The 17,090-nt window shown below is 52.4% G+C and carries 22 protein-coding genes; all 22 read left to right on the forward strand.

Annotation, left to right across the window (positions count from 1 at the left end; translation table 11 throughout):
• The first annotated feature begins 52 nt into the window (after window positions 1–52).
• The 22 genes from OGY10_RS01835 (at window position 53) to OGY10_RS01940 (ending at window position 17,081) form a co-directional block, all read left to right on the forward strand.
• On the forward strand, window positions 53–550 hold the full coding sequence (locus OGY10_RS01835) for a phage terminase small subunit P27 family (RefSeq protein ID WP_279275601.1): 498 nt from the start codon (window positions 53–55) through the stop codon (window positions 548–550).
• On the forward strand, window positions 547–2,280 hold the full coding sequence (locus OGY10_RS01840; protein WP_259818498.1) for a terminase large subunit: 1,734 nt from the start codon (window positions 547–549) through the stop codon (window positions 2,278–2,280). The genes OGY10_RS01835 and OGY10_RS01840 overlap by 4 nt, the downstream gene beginning before the upstream one ends.
• Window positions 2,277–2,438 (forward strand): hypothetical protein, encoded by a 162-nt coding sequence (locus tag OGY10_RS01845; RefSeq protein WP_179154432.1) that lies wholly within the window; start codon window positions 2,277–2,279, stop codon window positions 2,436–2,438. The genes OGY10_RS01840 and OGY10_RS01845 overlap by 4 nt, the downstream gene beginning before the upstream one ends.
• Window positions 2,428–3,654, forward strand: coding sequence for a phage portal protein (locus tag OGY10_RS01850; protein ID WP_167790512.1), 1,227 nt, complete (start codon window positions 2,428–2,430; stop codon window positions 3,652–3,654). Before OGY10_RS01845 ends, OGY10_RS01850 begins: the two co-directional genes overlap by 11 nt.
• Window positions 3,647–4,246, forward strand: a complete 600-nt coding sequence (locus OGY10_RS01855; RefSeq protein ID WP_045888755.1) for an HK97 family phage prohead protease — start codon at window positions 3,647–3,649, stop codon at window positions 4,244–4,246. The genes OGY10_RS01850 and OGY10_RS01855 overlap by 8 nt, the downstream gene beginning before the upstream one ends.
• 9 nt (window positions 4,247–4,255) lie before the next feature.
• Complete coding sequence (locus OGY10_RS01860) at window positions 4,256–5,473, forward strand: phage major capsid protein (RefSeq protein ID WP_286576119.1); 1,218 nt, start codon at window positions 4,256–4,258, stop codon at window positions 5,471–5,473.
• A gap of 73 nt (window positions 5,474–5,546) precedes the next feature.
• The gene (locus tag OGY10_RS01865) at window positions 5,547–5,870 is read left to right on the forward strand and encodes a head-tail connector protein (RefSeq protein ID WP_139935487.1); all 324 of its coding nucleotides are present in this window, start codon (window positions 5,547–5,549) and stop codon (window positions 5,868–5,870) included.
• On the forward strand, window positions 5,867–6,280 hold the full coding sequence (locus OGY10_RS01870; RefSeq protein ID WP_139935486.1) for a phage head closure protein: 414 nt from the start codon (window positions 5,867–5,869) through the stop codon (window positions 6,278–6,280). The genes OGY10_RS01865 and OGY10_RS01870 overlap by 4 nt, the downstream gene beginning before the upstream one ends.
• Window positions 6,255–6,758, forward strand: coding sequence for a hypothetical protein (locus tag OGY10_RS01875; protein ID WP_167790515.1), 504 nt, complete (start codon window positions 6,255–6,257; stop codon window positions 6,756–6,758). Before OGY10_RS01870 ends, OGY10_RS01875 begins: the two co-directional genes overlap by 26 nt.
• On the forward strand, window positions 6,758–7,318 hold the full coding sequence (locus OGY10_RS01880; RefSeq protein WP_167790516.1) for a phage tail terminator protein: 561 nt from the start codon (window positions 6,758–6,760) through the stop codon (window positions 7,316–7,318). The genes OGY10_RS01875 and OGY10_RS01880 overlap by 1 nt, the downstream gene beginning before the upstream one ends.
• 7 nt (window positions 7,319–7,325) lie before the next feature.
• Window positions 7,326–7,508 (forward strand): DUF2635 domain-containing protein, encoded by a 183-nt coding sequence (locus OGY10_RS01885; RefSeq protein ID WP_137031085.1) that lies wholly within the window; start codon window positions 7,326–7,328, stop codon window positions 7,506–7,508.
• Window positions 7,505–8,998, forward strand: coding sequence for a phage tail sheath subtilisin-like domain-containing protein (locus OGY10_RS01890; protein ID WP_286576125.1), 1,494 nt, complete (start codon window positions 7,505–7,507; stop codon window positions 8,996–8,998). The genes OGY10_RS01885 and OGY10_RS01890 overlap by 4 nt, the downstream gene beginning before the upstream one ends.
• Window positions 8,998–9,354: a phage tail tube protein gene (locus OGY10_RS01895; RefSeq protein ID WP_086550241.1), complete on the forward strand. Its 357-nt coding sequence runs from the start codon at window positions 8,998–9,000 to the stop codon at window positions 9,352–9,354. The genes OGY10_RS01890 and OGY10_RS01895 overlap by 1 nt, the downstream gene beginning before the upstream one ends.
• Entirely contained in the window at window positions 9,354–9,623 is a 270-nt protein-coding gene (locus tag OGY10_RS01900; protein ID WP_115207187.1) for a phage tail assembly protein, read from the forward strand. The genes OGY10_RS01895 and OGY10_RS01900 overlap by 1 nt, the downstream gene beginning before the upstream one ends.
• 141 nt (window positions 9,624–9,764) lie before the next feature.
• Window positions 9,765–11,555 (forward strand): phage tail tape measure protein, encoded by a 1,791-nt coding sequence (locus OGY10_RS01905; protein WP_286576129.1) that lies wholly within the window; start codon window positions 9,765–9,767, stop codon window positions 11,553–11,555.
• A 52-nt stretch (window positions 11,556–11,607) separates the two neighbouring features.
• Entirely contained in the window at window positions 11,608–12,069 is a 462-nt protein-coding gene (locus tag OGY10_RS01910) for a hypothetical protein (RefSeq protein WP_286576131.1), read from the forward strand.
• Between the two features lie 50 nt (window positions 12,070–12,119).
• Window positions 12,120–13,421, forward strand: coding sequence for a DNA circularization protein (locus OGY10_RS01915; RefSeq protein ID WP_286576132.1), 1,302 nt, complete (start codon window positions 12,120–12,122; stop codon window positions 13,419–13,421).
• Entirely contained in the window at window positions 13,418–14,497 is a 1,080-nt protein-coding gene (locus OGY10_RS01920; protein ID WP_286576134.1) for a phage baseplate assembly protein, read from the forward strand. Before OGY10_RS01915 ends, OGY10_RS01920 begins: the two co-directional genes overlap by 4 nt.
• Window positions 14,497–15,039 carry a phage baseplate assembly protein V gene (locus OGY10_RS01925; protein ID WP_286576136.1) on the forward strand — a complete coding sequence of 181 codons (543 nt, stop codon included), beginning with the start codon at window positions 14,497–14,499 and terminating at the stop codon, window positions 15,037–15,039. Before OGY10_RS01920 ends, OGY10_RS01925 begins: the two co-directional genes overlap by 1 nt.
• Window positions 15,039–15,464: a phage GP46 family protein gene (locus OGY10_RS01930; protein ID WP_071684306.1), complete on the forward strand. Its 426-nt coding sequence runs from the start codon at window positions 15,039–15,041 to the stop codon at window positions 15,462–15,464. The genes OGY10_RS01925 and OGY10_RS01930 overlap by 1 nt, the downstream gene beginning before the upstream one ends.
• The gene (locus OGY10_RS01935; protein WP_286576138.1) at window positions 15,451–16,509 is read left to right on the forward strand and encodes a baseplate J/gp47 family protein; all 1,059 of its coding nucleotides are present in this window, start codon (window positions 15,451–15,453) and stop codon (window positions 16,507–16,509) included. Before OGY10_RS01930 ends, OGY10_RS01935 begins: the two co-directional genes overlap by 14 nt.
• On the forward strand, window positions 16,500–17,081 hold the full coding sequence (locus OGY10_RS01940; RefSeq protein ID WP_286576142.1) for a YmfQ family protein: 582 nt from the start codon (window positions 16,500–16,502) through the stop codon (window positions 17,079–17,081). The genes OGY10_RS01935 and OGY10_RS01940 overlap by 10 nt, the downstream gene beginning before the upstream one ends.
• The last annotated feature ends 9 nt before the right edge of the window (window positions 17,082–17,090 follow it).

Consider the following 17,090-nt stretch of genomic DNA (forward strand, 5'->3'; position numbering starts at 1 on the left):
TCCTCGTATTTTTATACCCGCGAAAAATGAAATTTAACCAGGAGTGTCGCTTATGGCTGGAACGGCGGGGCGTTCCGGGCGTCGTCCCAAGCCAACGGCGCGCAAGGAGCTGGCAGGAAACCCCGGCAAACGAGCCCTGAATAAAGAGGAACCTGTATTCACACCGATTAAAGGTGTGGCACCACCTGACTGGTTTTCTGAGGATGAAGGTTTGCCAATGGCAGCCATCATGTGGGAACTGACCACGAAAGAATTATGTGGACAGGGACTACTCTGTGTTACCGATCTTGCCGTACTTGAGCGCTGGTGTGTTGCCTATGAGTTCTGGCGCAGAGCGGTTAAAAATATCGCCAGAGAGGGGCTGTCTATCACTGGTGCTATGGGGGGGAAGATAAAAAACCCTGAGTTAACCGCAAAGAAAGAGCAGGAATCGGAGATGAGTTCTACCGGATCCATGCTTGGCCTTGACCCCAGCAGTCGTCAACGACTGATCGGCCTTGCCGGACAGAAGAAAACCTCTAACCCCTTCCTGAAGATGATCAACTCATGAGCCGGAAATCGTACCCCAACGTAAACGCCGCGAATCAATACGCCCGCAACGTTGTGCGGGGGAAAATTCCGGCGTGCCAGTTTGTCATTCAGGCCTGCCAGCGTCATATCGATGACATGGCGGCTGAAAAGAGTAAGAAATTTCGTTACCGCTTCGATAAAGACATGGCAGAAAAGGCCGCGAAATTTATCCAGTTGTTGCCACATACAAAAGGAGAGTGGGCATTCAAGCGGATGCCGATCACTCTGGAGGCATGGCAACTGTTTATTGTGTGCTGCGCCTTTGGCTGGGTCCAGAAAGGGTCGAAGCTTCGACGATTTCGCGAGGTTTACACGGAAATACCGCGTAAAAACGGGAAATCAGCTATTTCGGCGGGTGTGGCGCTGTACTGTTTTACCTGTGATAACGAGTTTGGCGCTGAAGTATATTCCGGGGCCACAACAGAAAAGCAGGCTTGGGAAGTATTCAGACCAGCTCGCCTGATGTGTAAGCGCACACCGCTGCTGGTGGAAGCATTCGGGATCGAGGTTAATGCGTCCAACCTGAACCGACCAGAAGATGGCGCGCGTTTTGAGCCGCTGATTGGTAATCCAGGGGACGGCGCTTCACCGCACTGTGCAATTGTTGACGAGTATCACGAACATCCCACAGATTCGCTCTACACCACAATGCTGACTGGTATGGGGGCGCGGCGACAGCCGCTGATGTGGGCGATAACGACGGCGGGTTACAACATTGAGGGGCCATGCTACGACAAACGGCGTGAAGTGATTGAGATGCTTAACGGCACGGTACCGAATGAGGAATTGTTCGGAGTGATATACACCGTCGACGAGGGGGATGACTGGACCGATCCTAAAGTGCTGGAAAAGGCTAACCCGAATATGGGCGTGTCGGTCTATCGTGATTTTCTCCTCAGCCAGCAACAGCGGGCTATTAATAACGCCCGTCAGGCAGGTGTGTTTAAAACTAAACACCTCAATATATGGGTTGCAGCCCGTGCCGCTTTCTACAACCTGGTTTCCTGGCAGAACTGCGAGGATAAGACACTTACGCTGGAGCAATTCGAAGGACAGCCATGTGTTCTGTCTTTCGACCTGGCGCGTAAGCTGGATATGAACAGTATGGCGCGGTTGTTCACCAGGGAAATTGACGGCAAGACACATTACTACAGCGTTGCACCCCGCTTCTGGGTTCCCTACGACACAGTATTCAGCGTTGAAAAGAATGAAGATCGTCGTACTGCGGAGCGATTTCAGAAATGGGTTGAAATGGAACTGCTTACAGTTACTGATGGCGCTGAAGTGGATTACCGCTACATCCTTGAAGAGGCCAAAGCGGCAAACAAACTCAACCCGGTCAGTGAGTCACCGATTGACCCATTCGGCGCGACGGGGCTTTCACATGATCTGGCTGATGAAAGTCTTAATCCGATCACTATCGTTCAGAACTACACCAATATGTCAGACCCAATGAAAGAGCTGGAAGCAGCCATTGAGTCTGGGCGTTTTCATCACGACGGTAACCCGATCATGAGCTGGTGTATCAGCAACGTGGTCGGGAAGTATCTGCCGGGTAATGACGACGTTGTAAAACCCATTAAAGAGCAGAACGAAAACAAAATTGACGGCGCTGTAGCGCTGATTATGGCGATTGGGCGGGCAATGTTGAAAGAGCCTGGCGATTTCCTCTCATCTCTAGATCCGGACGATGACCTCTTAATCCTATGAAATCACTTATAACCGATCTTATTGGGCTTGCCGGTTTCGGTTTGCTCACGTCAGGGGTTTATCTGCGTTTTGGCCTTGCCCCTGCGCTTATGTTCGCGGGCGGCTTGATGTTGCTGGGCGCCCTGGCGATGGCCAGAAGGGGGAAGCGTGCTGCTTGATGCCTTATTCAGAAGCGAATCACTGGAGAATCCGACCACACCGATAACGGGTGATGCGATAGATACCGATGGCCTGTTCAGGGCTGATGTATATGTGAGCCCTGAAACGGCTATGAAATTGGCCGCGGTATACGCCTGCATTTATGTACTGTCCTCAAATCTTGCCCAGATGCCGCTGCACGTCATGCGAAAGCACAACGGCAAGGTTGAGCCTGCGCGTGATCATCCGGCGTTTTACCTGGTTCACGATGAGCCAAACACCTGGCAAACCAGCTACAAATGGCGAGAGCTAAAACAGCGCCACATCCTCGGCTGGGGTAATGGATACACCTGGGTTAAACGTAATCGCCGCGGGGAGGTTACCACCCTTGACTGCTGCATGCCCTGGGAAACCACGCTGATTAATACCGGTGGCCGATACACCTACGGTCTGTATAACGAGGAGGGCGCGTTTGCCATCAGTCCAGATGACATGATTCACATCCGTGCGCTGGGCAATAACCAGAAGATGGGCCTGAGTCCAGTGATGCAGCATGCCGAAACAATTGGCATGGGCATGAGTGGGCAGAAATACACCGAGAGCTTCTTTAGCGGTAACGCGCGCCCTGCCGGGATTGTTACTGTTAAAGGCGAGATTAAATCTGAAGGATGGGAAAGGCTCAAGAAGGTCTGGCAGAAAGCGGCGCTTGCACTGCGTAGCCAGGAAAATAAAACGATGCTGCTTCCTGCGGACCTGGACTACAAAGCGCTGACCGTATCACCGATCGACGCTCAAATAATCGATATGTCCAAGCTCAATCGCTCGATGATCGCCGGAATATTTAACGTGCCGGCACACATGATCAACGACCTCGAAAAAGCCACCTTCAGCAACATCACGCAGCAGGCGATTCAGTTCGTTCGCTACTCAATGATGCCGTGGGTGACGAACTGGGAGCAGGAGCTAAACCGACGCCTGTTTACTCGGGCGGAGTTAGCCGCAGGCTACTACGCCCGCTTTAACCTGACGGGCCTGCTGCGCGGCACCCCACAGGAGCGTGCGCAGTTCTATCACTTCGCCATTACTGATGGCTGGATGAGTCGCAACGAAGCCCGCGCTTTCGAAGACATGAATCCGGTCGATGGCCTGGACGAAATGCTTGTCAGCGTCAACGCCGCCAACCCGGCAGACAGTTTCAAAACCACCAAAACCGAAGAGGAAAAAACCGATGAGTGATCGCGAGACTCGCTGTTACAGCGGTGAGGTCCGTGCCGAACAGCAGGGGGAGCAGCCCACGCGCATTATCGGTTACGGATCGGTGTTTAACAGCCGATCAGAACCCCTCTGGGGTTTCCGCGAAATTATTAAGCCCGGCGCTTTCGATGACGTGCTGGGTGACGATATCCGCGGGCTGTTTAACCATGATCCGAACTTTATCCTCGGGCGCAGCGCTTCCGGTACGCTGAGCGTCAGCGTCGATGATAAAGGGCTTCGCTACGACATCGCGGCCCCTGACACCCAGACCATTCGTGACCTGGTGCTGGCGCCTATGATGCGCGGTGATATCAACCAGTCATCTTTCGCATTCCGTATCGCCCATGACGGCGAGAACTGGTACCAGGACGATGAGGGGATCGTCATTCGCGAAATTAACCGTTTTTCACGCCTTTTTGATGTCAGCCCGGTGACCTATCCGGCGTATCAGGAGGCTGATTCTGGCATCCGATCCATGAAAGCCTGGCAGGAGGCGCGCGACAGCGGCGCGCTGGCGCAAGCCATTAACCAACGAATGGCGCGCGAGCGCCTGCTGACTCTTCTTAACGCGTAAGGAAAAACCATGAAATTGCACGAACTGAAGCAGAAACGTAACACCATCGCCACCGACATGCGTGCGCTGCACGACAAGATTGGCGATGCCAACTGGACTGATGAACAGCGTACCCAGTGGAACGCTTCAAAATCTGAACTGGACTCGCTCGATGAGCGTATCACCCGTGAGGAAGAGCTGCGCCGTCACGATCAGACTTTTGTTAATGAGCAGGAGCCTGAACAGCGCCAGCATCAGGAAAGCCCGGAGATGCAGGCCGAAGGGCGCCGCGCCGCTGCATTTGATCGCCTTCTGCGCCACGGCTTCAGCGAGCTGACCGCCGAAGAACGCCAGGCTGTTAAAGAGCTGCGTGCTCAGGGCACCACCCCTGATGATAAGGGTGGCTATACCGTACCTACCCAGATGCGTAACACCATCATCGATGCGATGAAGGCTTACGGCGGGATCGCGAGTGTTGCCCAGATTCTCAATACATCGAACGGTCAGGATATTACCTGGTCCACTTCTGACGGTACCGCTGAAGAAGGCGAACTGCTCGCTGAAAATTCTGCAGCCACTGAAGGTGATGTGACGTTCGGCACGGCGACCCTGGGTGCCAAAAAGCTGTCATCCAAAATCATCCGCGTTTCTAACGAACTGCTGCAGGACAGTGGCGTTGACATCGAAGCATACCTGGCTGGCCGTATTGCACAGCGTATTGGCCGCGGCGAGGCTAAATATCTCGTTCAGGGAACTGGTGCCGGCGCACCACTTCAGCCTAAGGGCCTGGCTGCTTCAGTAACGGGCACCACTCCGTCTTCAGCTGCGGCGGCGTTCAACTGGAAGGATATGAATTCGCTGATTCACTCCCTCGATCCGGCGTATCGTGGCGGTCCATCTTTCCGCTGGGCATTCAATGACGCGACGCTGCAGAGCATCGAACAAATGGAAGATACACAGGGCCGTCCACTGTGGCTGCCAGATATTACCGGCGGCTCTCCGGCGACCGTTCTGGGTATTCCGTATGTTATCGATCAGGCCATCGACAATGCGGCCGCCAGCAAAAAATTCATCTACCTGGGGGACTTCAACCGCTTCGTGGTGCGCCGCGTTGCCTACATGACGCTGAAGCGTCTGGTTGAACGCTACGCCGAATATGATCAGACCGCGTTCCTTGCCTTCCACCGCTTCGACTGTGTGCTGGAAGATACCGCAGCCATTAAAGCGCTGGTGGGTAAAGCGCCGTAATAAAGACCACCAGGGAAAGATGCCGCGTAAGCGGTTTTTTTATGCCCGTCATCCGGCGGGCATGGAGATTTATATGTTGCTCAAACTGAGTGAAATTAAGCTCCAGCTGCGGCTTGAGGACGATTACACGGAAGAGGATGAGTTGCTGACGGTGATAGGGAATGCGGTTCAGGCCAGAACGGTGAGCTTTCTTAATCGGACTCTGTATGCAGCAGATGCTGGCGTCCCGGATACCGATCCTGACGGGCTTGTTATGACGGACGATATCCGGCTGGGGATGCTGCTGCTGGCCACCCACTTTTACGAAAACCGCTCATCTGTTTCAGAAGTCGAAAAAACAGAGATGCCGCAGTCATTCACCTGGCTTGTCGGCCCCTACCGGTTCATACCGCTATGAAACTTCGCCAGGCGCAAACCAGCGCGACCTACCTGCTGCCCGATCCGGGTGAGCTGGATAAACGGGTGCTGCTCCGGAAAAGGGTCGATGTACCAGCGGCTGATCTCGGTACCCGTCCTGATTACCCCGAGTCTTTTCCGGTCTGGGCAAAGGTTGTCCAGACCAGTGCAACCACTTACCAGGAAACGGCTCAGACCGACAACGCGATCACTCATTACATCACTGTCCGCTGGCGCCGCGGGATCACCACCGACTTCGAGGTTGTGCTTAACGATCTGGTGTACCGGGTCAAGCGGGCGCGGGACCTGAACAGTAAGAGGCGATATCTGCTGCTTGAGTGTACAGAACTGGGCACGGAACCAGCCTCAACAGGAGGGAACGGTAATGGCAACTCCCTTTTTACACGTTGATTTTCAGCAGCCGACCGAAATGCGCTTCAACCGCGCGCGCGTTCGGCGTGCTTTTGTCACCATCGGCCAGCGCCATATGCGCGACGCGCGCCGTCTGGTGATGCGCCGTGGTCGTTCTGAACCTGGTGAAAACCCCGGTTACCAGACAGGCCGCCTGGCTAAATCCATCGGTTACATGGTGCCTAAAGCAAGCGGGCGGAGGCCGGGGTTTATGGCACGTATTGCACCGAACCAGAGGAATGGGCAGGGGAATCGGCTCATCACCGGCGATTTTTACCCGGCATTTCTCTTCTACGGTGTCCGCGGTGGAGCAAAACGTCGGCGTAGTCATCACCGTGGCGCTTCTGGTGGTAGCGGCTGGCGTCTGGTACCGCGTAATAATTTTATGGTTGAGACACTCAACAAAAACAACCCGTGGACGCGTTACTACCTGACGCGTGAACTGCGGCTATCACTCAAACCGGAGAGGCGACGCTGATGAAACTGGCCCCGATTATTGCAGCACTACGGGCGCGTTGCCCGGATTTTCAGAATCGTGTGGCGGGTGCTGCGCAGTTTAAGGATCTGCCCGACGTCGGGAAGATGATTTTGCCCGCCGCGTATGTCGTGCCGGGTGACGATTCACCGGGTGAGCAGAAAAGCATGACGGATTACTGGCAAGCGATACGTGAAGGTTTTTCCGTCATCGTGTTTGTCAGCAACAGCCGTGATGAACGCGGCCAGTTTGCATCATTCGATGTTGTTCACGATGTTCGTCAGGCGCTCTTTAAAGCGCTGCTGGGCTGGAACCCGGAAGAGGGATGTAATCCGATAGTGTATGACGGCGGCACACTCCTTGATGTGAACCGCCACGAGCTCAGTTATCAGTTTGATTTTGTTGTTGAGACTGAACTTGGTGAAGAGGATACACGCCAGTTCGACGAGCTGAACGCGCTTGACGAGTTCAAAACATTGTCCATTGATGTCGACTTTATCGATCCCGGCACCGGGCCAGACGGTAAGATCGAGCACCACACCGAAATCACTCTCCCCACCTGAGGAAACCATGTTTGTACAACCCATGAAAGGGCGGGCTGTTCATGACCCGGCCCGCGGCGACCTTTTACCCGAAGAGGGGCGAAATGTCGACGAAAGCCAGTACTGGTACCGTCGGGAGATTGACGGTGATATCAAAATTGTTCAGCCAGACACCGACGCTGAACCGGTAAAAAAGGCGATCGCTAAATGACTGTCTCCATGAATACTATTCCCTCCGATCTCCGCGTTCCGCTGTTTTACGCTGAGATGGACAACAGCGCGGCGAATACTGCGCAAACCAACGCGCCATCGCTGCTGATTGGCCACGCTAATACTGGCGCCAGCATCGCAACGAACCAGTTGATCATCATGCCGTCGAAAGACTACGCCATTCAGCAGTGTGGCGCTGGCAGTCAGCTGGCGCGGATGGTCGAGGCATACCGTGCAACCGACCCATTTGGTGAACTCTGGGTGATTGCTGTTCCGGATACGGGTACGGCGGCAACATTTAAAATGGCGGTGACAGGGGCGGCCACTGAATCAGGTGTGGTCAGTCTTTATGTCGGCCCCCGACTTATTAAGACCGTGGTGACTGCTGGCGATACTGTGTCTGATGTAGCTACTGCGATTGCAGCGGCTATTACAGCGGATGGGCAGACCCCATTCACTGCGGCCGCAGCTGCCGGGGTGGTGACTCTGACGGCGCGGCACAAGGGGACCTGGGCAAACGACATTCCTGTCAGTATCAACTATCGCGGTTTCAGTGGTGGTGAAAAACTGCCTACTGGTGTGCAAATCGCTGTTGACCTGGATACGCCGGGGGCAGGAGCACCGACGCTGACTGGTGCTATTGCAGCAATGGGGGATGAGCCCTTCGACTATATCGGACACCCGTTCAACGATACGGCTTCAATTAATACCTTCACGCAGGAAATGAACGATACCAGCGGTCGCTGGAGCTGGTTGCGGCAAATCTATGGACACGTTTACACCGCAAAAATTGCGGGACTCAGCGACCTGATCACTGTTGGTGACATGCTTAACGATCAGCATCTCACCCTGGCGGGTTATGAAAAAACTGTACAGTCGAATCCTGATGAACTGGCGGCCAGTCGTACGGCGAGGGCGGCGGTGTTCCTGCGCATCGATCCGGCCCGACCAACGCAGACTGGCGAACTGATTGGTATGCTGCCACCGCCGACAGGCAAGCGCTTCATCACCTCAGAGCAACAGTCTCTGCTGACGCATGGTATCGCCACGTCGTACACCGAAAGCGGCACTCTACGCATCCAGCGTGATATCACCACTTATAAGAAAAACGCTTATGGTGTGACGGATAACAGCTATCTCGACAGTGAAACGTTGCACACCAGCGCCTATGTTCTGCGCCGCCTGAAGTCGATCATCACCAGTAAGTACGGTCGCCATAAGCTGGCGAACGATGGTACCCGCTTCGGCCCCGGTCAGGCGATTGTTACTCCAGCGGTAATTAAGGGTGAACTGCTGGCGACTTACCGCCAGATGGAGCGTGAAGGCATTGTTGAAAATTACGATCTGTTCAAGAAGTATCTGATCGTAGAGCGAGACGCCAACACCCCGACGCGCATCAATGTGCTGTATCCGCCTGATTATATCAACCAGCTCCGCGTGTTTGCTGTGCTTAACCAGTTCCGCCTTCAGTATCAAGAGGAGTCCGCATAATGCCGCGCATTGCAGGTACTTGTTATTTCAAAATTGATGGTCAGCAATTATCCATGACCGGCGGTATTGAGGTACCGATGAACACTAAGGTCAATGATGATGTTATTGGCCTTGACGGCTCGGTGGATCGTAAAGAAACGCACCGCGCGCCGTATATCAAAGGCACCTTCAAAGTGCCGAAAGATTTTCCGGTCAGCAAGGTCACTACATCAGACCAGATGACCATTACCGCCGAACTTGCAAACGGTCAGATTTACGTTCTGTCCTCAGCCTGGCTGCACGGCGAAGCAAACCATAACGCCGAAGAAGGTACGGCAGATCTTGAATTCCACGGTGAAGAAGGGGATTACCAGTAATGAAAGAGCTTGAACTGAAGCATCCAGTAACTGCGCATGGTGAAACGATCAGCGTCCTGGAGTTTAACGAACCGACTGGTAAAGACGTTCGCGAACTTGGTTATCCATACCAGATGAATCAGGACGAATCCATCAAACTGCAGGCGCATATTATCGCGAAGTACATAGTCCGTCTGGCAAATGTACCACTGAGTACGGTAGATCAGATGAAACCCGGCGATCTGAATAGTGCAGGCTGGCTTGTTGCAGGTTTTTTCCTCCAGGACTGACAGCCGATTATCTCACTGACCGTTTTTTTGACTGCGCCAGTTACTGGCGCATTAATCCATTTGAACTGCTGAAAATGCCAATCAGTGAGATTCCTCTGCTGGTCAGTCAGGCTAACAGGATAGAACAGGAGAAGAAACGTAATGGCTGAGTTTGAGCTTAAAGCGCTAATCACTGGTGTGGATAAATTATCTCCAGCACTTTCACGGATGCAGAAAAACATCCGTGGTTTCAAGCGTCAGGCAGAGGAAGCTTCAAAGGGTGGATTAGCATTGGCTGGTGGTTTGGCTGCTGGATTGACTGTATCGCTGAAAGCCTATGCGGATCAGGAGAATGCGGCTACTGGGCTGAAGGTCGCGATGATGCAGGCCAACGGAGAAGTCGGCAATAGTTTTGAAAAAATAAACAAACTGGCTGTTGGACTTGGGAATCAGTTACCTGGCACGACTGCTGATTTTCAGAACATGATGCAGATGTTGGTTCGCCAGGGTATTCCGGCAGAAAATATTCTGGGTGGAGTGGGCAAAGCGACAGCATACCTTGCTGTACAGCTTAAAAAAACACCTGAAGCTGCAGCTGAGTTCGCCGCTAAAATGCAGGACGCAACTGGAACTGCGTCAGATGACATGATGGGATTATTCGATACTATCCAGAAGGCATTCTATCTGGGGGTTGATGATACTAACATGCTGTCGTTCTTCACAAAGACCAGCTCAGTTCTGAAGATGGTTAATAAGGATGGATTGAAAGCTGCTCAGGGACTTGCTCCGATCAGCGTAATGATGGATCAGATGGGCATGCAGGGCGAGTCAGCCGGTAACGCCCTTCGCAAAGTTATACAGTCCGGTTTAGACATCAAGAAAGTTAATGGCGTCAATAAAGTACTGCAACGTCAAAAGCTCGGCGTGAATCTTGATTTTACCGATGGTAAAGGCAGTTTCGGCGGTATTGATAAAATGTTTATGCAGTTATCGAAACTCAGAAAATTAACTGATGTGAAGCGAACTGGGGTGTTAAAAGCTCTGTTTGGTGATGATGCGGAAACACTCCAAGTAGTTAACGCCCTTATAGATAAGGGAAAAGACGGCTATGACCAGGTTCAACAGAAAATGAACCAGCAGGCCAGCCTTAATAAGCGCGTCGAAGCGCAGCTTGGAACCCTAGCTAACCTCTGGGAAGCGATGACCGGTACAGCAACTAATGGCCTCGCTGCCATTGGAAGCGCTTTCTCAGGTGACACAAAAAATCTGACGGTCTGGCTTGGTGACTTAGGTGAAAGATTCACAACCTTTGCAGACCAGAACCCTAGAGTTATTCGTAGTGTGGCTGGTCTTGCTGCTGGGCTTGCTGTGCTTAAGTTGGGAATTATGGGGGTTGGTCAGGCTATTACTCTCGCCAGTAGACTGGCAGCGATGACGCCTCTTGGTATGATCCTTACCGGGATCGCGCTGGCAGCGGGCTTAATTATTTCTAATTGGGATAGTGTTGGACCATACTTCAAATCCTTCTGGGAGACTATCTCACCTTATTTCGAAATGGGATGGGAGTTACTTAAAACAGTGTTCGGATGGACCCCATTAGGACTCGTTATTAACAACTGGGGGCCAGTTGTTCAGTGGTTTCAGGATATGTGGGCAAAATTGAAACCCATAATTGAATGGTTCTCTGATGGCGCGAGCGATACGGTTGCAGCTGCGAATGCAGCTCAATGGGGGGCTGGCGGTTACGGTGCTTATGGTTCCGGAGTGGCAAGTACAGGATATAACCCTTACCAGATAAAACAGGGGGTAAATACTAAACCTCAGGCCGCCGTCACGGTTCAGTTTGAGAACGCACCACAGGGAATGAAAGTGACTGAGACACATGCTTCCGGTATAGACGTAAATCATGATGTCGGCTATACCCGCATTGGGCGTACTGGAATAGGTGGGTAAGAGTTGAGTATTTTGGTATATGCTAACTTCCAGATGTTAATGGGAGGAAAGGATGAAAAAGGCACTATTAATTATTGGAATTCTCGGCGGTTTTACTTCAAATGCCGTGTTAGCGCTAAATAATGAGCAAAGTCATTACATAGCAGAGTTCAATAAACTTGTTGCTAATAATGGCAAGGACAGTGAAAACAAACCGGTTACTTCTACGTTATTTTTACTTTGTGATGAGATCAAGCAGAAGCTAACTATTGATGGTGTTTCAGGGAAGGTTATAACGGAAGTTAATGGCGTTAAATATAGTACAATTATGAGTAGCCCATCATTCCCTGATGATATGGTTTTACCTGACGATGTGAGCGATGCTGATGGTTGGGACTATTATTTTCAGAGTGCAAGCGGATATTTGACAATACTCACTAAAAATAATGGCAGTGTCAGAATGAGGGTAAAAACTTACAGTAATGGGAAAGAGACTGAAATAGAAAGGCCTTGTAAAGGTATTTCTAAAAGTTAGCCAAACCTCATCAACCCGCTTCGGCGGGTTTTTTTATGCCCGGAGTTACTATGGCGTGGAAAGATCGGCTGGTGGATGCCTCGTTTCGTGGCGTTCCGTTTAAAACTCAAGATGAGAGCGCAACAGCGGGGCGACGTGTAGAAACACACGAATTTGTGAACCGTGATAAACCCTATACAGAAGATTTAGGCAAGATCACGCTTCGTCCGAAGATTACAGCATATGTCATCGGCGATGACTGCTATGAACAACGAGACAGATTGATAGAAGCGCTTAATAAACCGGGGCCGGGGACACTTGTTCATCCGGCATATGGTGAGATGAGCGTCTGTGTTGACGGTGAGATCAACGTAAGCACATCAAGCAGTGAAGGGCGCATGGTGCGCTTTGATCTTCGTTTCGTTGAGGCTGGTGAACTTACTTATCCGACATCAGGAGCCGCGACGGCCAACACGCTTGTTTCCTCCTGTTCTGCCCTTGATGACTGTATTAGCGATAACTTTGAGAAGTTCGGTATGGATGGCATGCCTGATTTTGTTCAGAACGGTGTGATTGACGATGCAACCAACATGCTTGGCTATGTCTCTGACAAAATGGCGATGGTCGATTCTGGTATTTCCGCCGCCGCACGTCTCATGCAGGGGGATATCTCTGTTTTGCTCCCGCCGCCATCTTCAGGCAAAGGCTTTGTTGACCAGTTGCAGACAATGTGGCGTTCAGGGAATCGGCTCTCAGGTAATGCCAGCGACTTGTTCACAATGATTAAAAATTTTTCCGGCATATCTCTGGGCAGCGATCTGGCTCCGCGTGGAGTATGGAAAACAGACAGCAGGACGACGCAGAACCAGAAGCAGCAAAGTAATTATGTTGCCAGTGCTATTCGCACAACAGCAATAAGCGAAGCGGCTTATGCTGTCACAACGTTACCCGCGCCAGTTATCACCACAAGCGAACAAAGCCAGCAGTCCACTGGCTGGCCTTCTGTTACTCATCCTGAGCTGAATAACGCACCAGATGAAACGGCGGCGGTTGATGTGCCTACGTGGGATGACCTCGTTGATATCCGCGACACGCTGAATACTGCTATTGATAAAGAACTATCCCGCACGACCGATGACCGTTTGTTTCTGGCTTTGCGCCGGATGAAATCTGACCTTAACAACGACATAAAACACCGCCTGGTACAGACCCAAAAGACCGTTGTCAGAACGCCTGATGAGGTAACTCCGGCACTGGTTCTGGCAGCAACCTGGTTCGATAATGCTGCACGGGAGTCTGACATTGTCAGGCGCAATGCTGTGGCTCACCCGGGCTTTGTGCCGGTAGCTCCGCTGAGGGTTCCTGTACGATGAACGATAACGTGACTCTCCGTGTTAACGGTCGAGAGTGGGGGGGCTGGACGTCAATTCGTATTGGTGCCGGGATTGAGCGTTTGGCCCGAGATTTTAGTGTAGAGATCACCCGCCAGTGGCCAGGTGGTGATGGTGTTTCGTCACTTCAGCCCAGGGTTAAAAACGGCGACAAGGTTGAGGTTCTAATCGGTGATGACCTGGTGGTTACCGGTTGGGTTGAAGCAACGCCAGTTCGCTATGATGCGCGATCAATTAGTGTCGGAATTAGCGGTCGCAGTCTGACCGCCGATCTGATTGATTGTGCTGCGGAGCCGACTCAATTCAATGGACAATCACTCGTTCAGGTAGCCTCGGCGCTTGCCAGACCTTTTGGCGTTACGGTGATAAACGCTGGCGCGCCGGGTGGTGTTATTCCAGGCGTGCAACCCGATCACGGTGAAACGGTTATTGAAGTCCTGAACAAGATGCTTGGACAGCAGCAAGCGCTTGCCTACGACGATCCGCTCGGAAGGCTGGTTATCGGCGGCATTGGTACCACGCGCGCGCATACAGCTCTGGTGCTGGGGAAAAACGTTATTTCCTGCGATACCGAGAAAAGCATCCGTGAACGTTTTTCAACGTACCAGGTATCGGGGCAGCGAGCCGGAAATGATGATGATTTTGGTGCTGCTACCACAACGGCTCTTCGTGCAAAAACAACAGATGCCTCAATTGGCCGTTACCGCCCTATGGCAGTACAACAAACAGGGCAGTCCACTGGCGCCAGTTGCATTGCGCGCGCTGAATTCGAGGCGCGGCAACGCGCTGCACGTACCGATGAAGCCACGTACACGGTGTGGGGCTGGCGACAGGGGGATGGTTCTCTGTGGCAGCCCAACCAGCGGGTTATTGTTTTCGATCCGATCTGCGGCTTCAACAACCGCGAACTCCTCATTTCTGAAGTCTCATTAACTAAAGACAATAAAGGAACCCTGACAGAGTTACGTGTCGGGCCGCCGGATGCCTATCTTCCTGAGCCCGGAGAGAGCAGTCAGAAGCGTGCTAAAAAGCGCAAAGTCAAAGAGGACCCGTTCTGATGGGAGTAATGCAAAGCCTTCAGAGGCAAGTTCTGGGACTCATTGGGCGCGCTGTTGTGAAGAGTATCAACGCGGCTTCTAAGTGCCAGCTGATAGATGTTGAGTTACTGGCCGGGCAGCAAAAAGCGGGTATTGAGCACCTTGAACCCTATGGCTTCACTTCTCGTGCACAAGCGGGGGCTGAGGCTGTTGTTCTGTTTCCTGATGGTGACCGTTCTCACGCCGTTGCGATCACCGTGTCTGATCGTCGCTATCGGATGAAGGGGCTCAAAACGGGGGAGGTTGCTCTCTACGATGACCAGGGGCAGTCAGTCACGCTGACACGCGCCGGTATTGTTGTTGATGGTGGTGGCAAGGTGATTACGTTCAAAAACGCGCCTAAAGCCCGCTTTGAAATGCCCATCGAATCGACAGGACAGATAACGGATCTCTGTGACTCAACAGGCCAGACGATGGCCGCGATGCGTGTTGCCTACAACGGGCACAAGCATAAAGAGAACGGCAACACCACTGATGTGCCTGATACGAAAATGGAGGCGTGATGGAACTCTGGCTTACGGTAAACGGAAAACAGGTTAGCGCCAGTTCTCAACTTGACCCACTTACGCGCGCAGTGGTGATTTCGATCTTCACTCATCGGCGCGCAGACCCTGACGACAATGCTGATGTACCTATGGGGTGGTGGGGAGATACCTGGCCGATGGTGGCCAACGATCGCTATGGGTCAAAGCTATGGCTTTTACAACGGAGCAAGCTCACAAATGCGCTGGTGAATACGGTGCGAACGTATCTCCGGGAATCCCTTCAGTGGATGCTCGATGACGGTGTTGTGTCCAGGATAGATATCGATATACAGCGAACCGGTATTAACGAACTGGGAAACAGCATTGCTCTGTGGCGCCGGGATGGTCCGGTAACAATTTCTTTTAACGATTTCTGGAGCGTGATTGCAAATGGCGGACAGTGAATTTCAGCGGCCAACGCTGGCCGAAAACATCAGCATGATCCGCACAGACCTTTTTGCACGCCTTGACATCAATGATGAACTTCGCCGCATGGATGAAGATGTCAGGGCCAAGGTTTATGCGGGGGCGCTGCATACGGTTTATGGCTATATCGATTATCTGGCGATGAATATGCTGCCTGACCTGTGCGATGAGTCATGGCTTTATCGGCATGCGGCGATGAAACGCTGTCCGAGAAAAGATGCCGTGGCCGCATCAGGTTTTATGCGATGGGATGGCGTAACGAACGGACTGAAGGTGAGTGCTGGCTCGGTCATCCAGCGTGACGACCTTGTCCAGTACATCGTTCAGGCAGACGTAACGAGTGCCGGTGGCGTGCTTCGCGTTCCCGTCGCCTGCAGCGTGACAGGCACGACCGGAAATATGGATGATGGTGAGGCGCTCTCACTGGTTACGCCGGTTAACGGACTTCCTTCTGGTGGCATGGCCGATACGATCGCTGGCGGTTTTGATACTGAAGACCTTGAGGTCTGGCGTGCCCGTGTTATGGAGCGCTACTACTGGACCCCGCAAGGTGGCGCTGACGGAGATTATGTTGTCTGGGCAAAAGAAGTACCCGGCGTAACGCGCGCGTGGACTTACCGTCACTGGATGGGAACGGGAACCGTTGGCGTTTTGATTGCCAGTAGTGACCTGATTAACCCGATTCTTGATGATGCAACAGTGGCTGCAGCTCAGGCACATATTGAACCGTTGGCACCCGTAGCGGGTTCAGACCTCTATGTATTTAAGGGAACGCCAAAAACAGTCAACTACACCATTGACCTGACCCCGGATACTCCTGAAATACGTGCCGCAGTTGAGGCCGAGCTTCGTTCATTCCTGCAGCGTGACGGCTATCCGGAAGGGGCGCTTGAGCTGTCCCGTACAAACGAGGCGATTTCTATAGCTGCAGGTGAGCACAGCCATAAGCTACTATCTCCAACAGTTGATACGCCAGTTGCAAAAAATGAACTGGCTGTACTGGGGGTAATAACGTGGGCGTGAGTAATGACGATTATGTCCAGTTACTGAGTGCGCTGCTTCCACCAGGGCCTGCATGGTCAGTTGACGATGTTGCAATAAGTGGCGTAGCTCCTTCTTTGTTCTGGGCGCATCAGCGTGTTGATGAACTCATGCTGGAACTTGATCCGCGTACCACAGCAGAACTTATTGACCGATGGGAGCGGTGCTGCGGTCTGCCTGATGAATGCATTCCTTCAGGAACCCAGACGTTACGGCAGAGACAGCAGCGGCTGGACGCAAAAGTTAATCTTACCGGAGGAATCAACGAAGATTTCTATCTTCGTCAGCTGGCTGCACTGGGCAAGCCTGGCGCCACCATCACACGCTATAACAAGGGAACTTTCAAGTGTACGTCGTCGTGTACGGATGCGACTCATTCAACTGAATGGCGTTATTACTGGCAGGTTAATATGCCTGCTTCAACGGATGCCTACTGGATGACCTGCTCGGACAATTGTGAAACACCGATTCGTTACTGGGGTGATACGGTAGCTGAATGCGTGATCAATAAACTCTGTCCGTCCCATACCTACGTAATCTTCAAATATCCGTAACCGGAGACA

Source organism: Citrobacter sp. Cpo148 (genome assembly GCF_030332375.1).
Lineage (GTDB): Bacteria > Pseudomonadota > Gammaproteobacteria > Enterobacterales > Enterobacteriaceae > Citrobacter > Citrobacter portucalensis.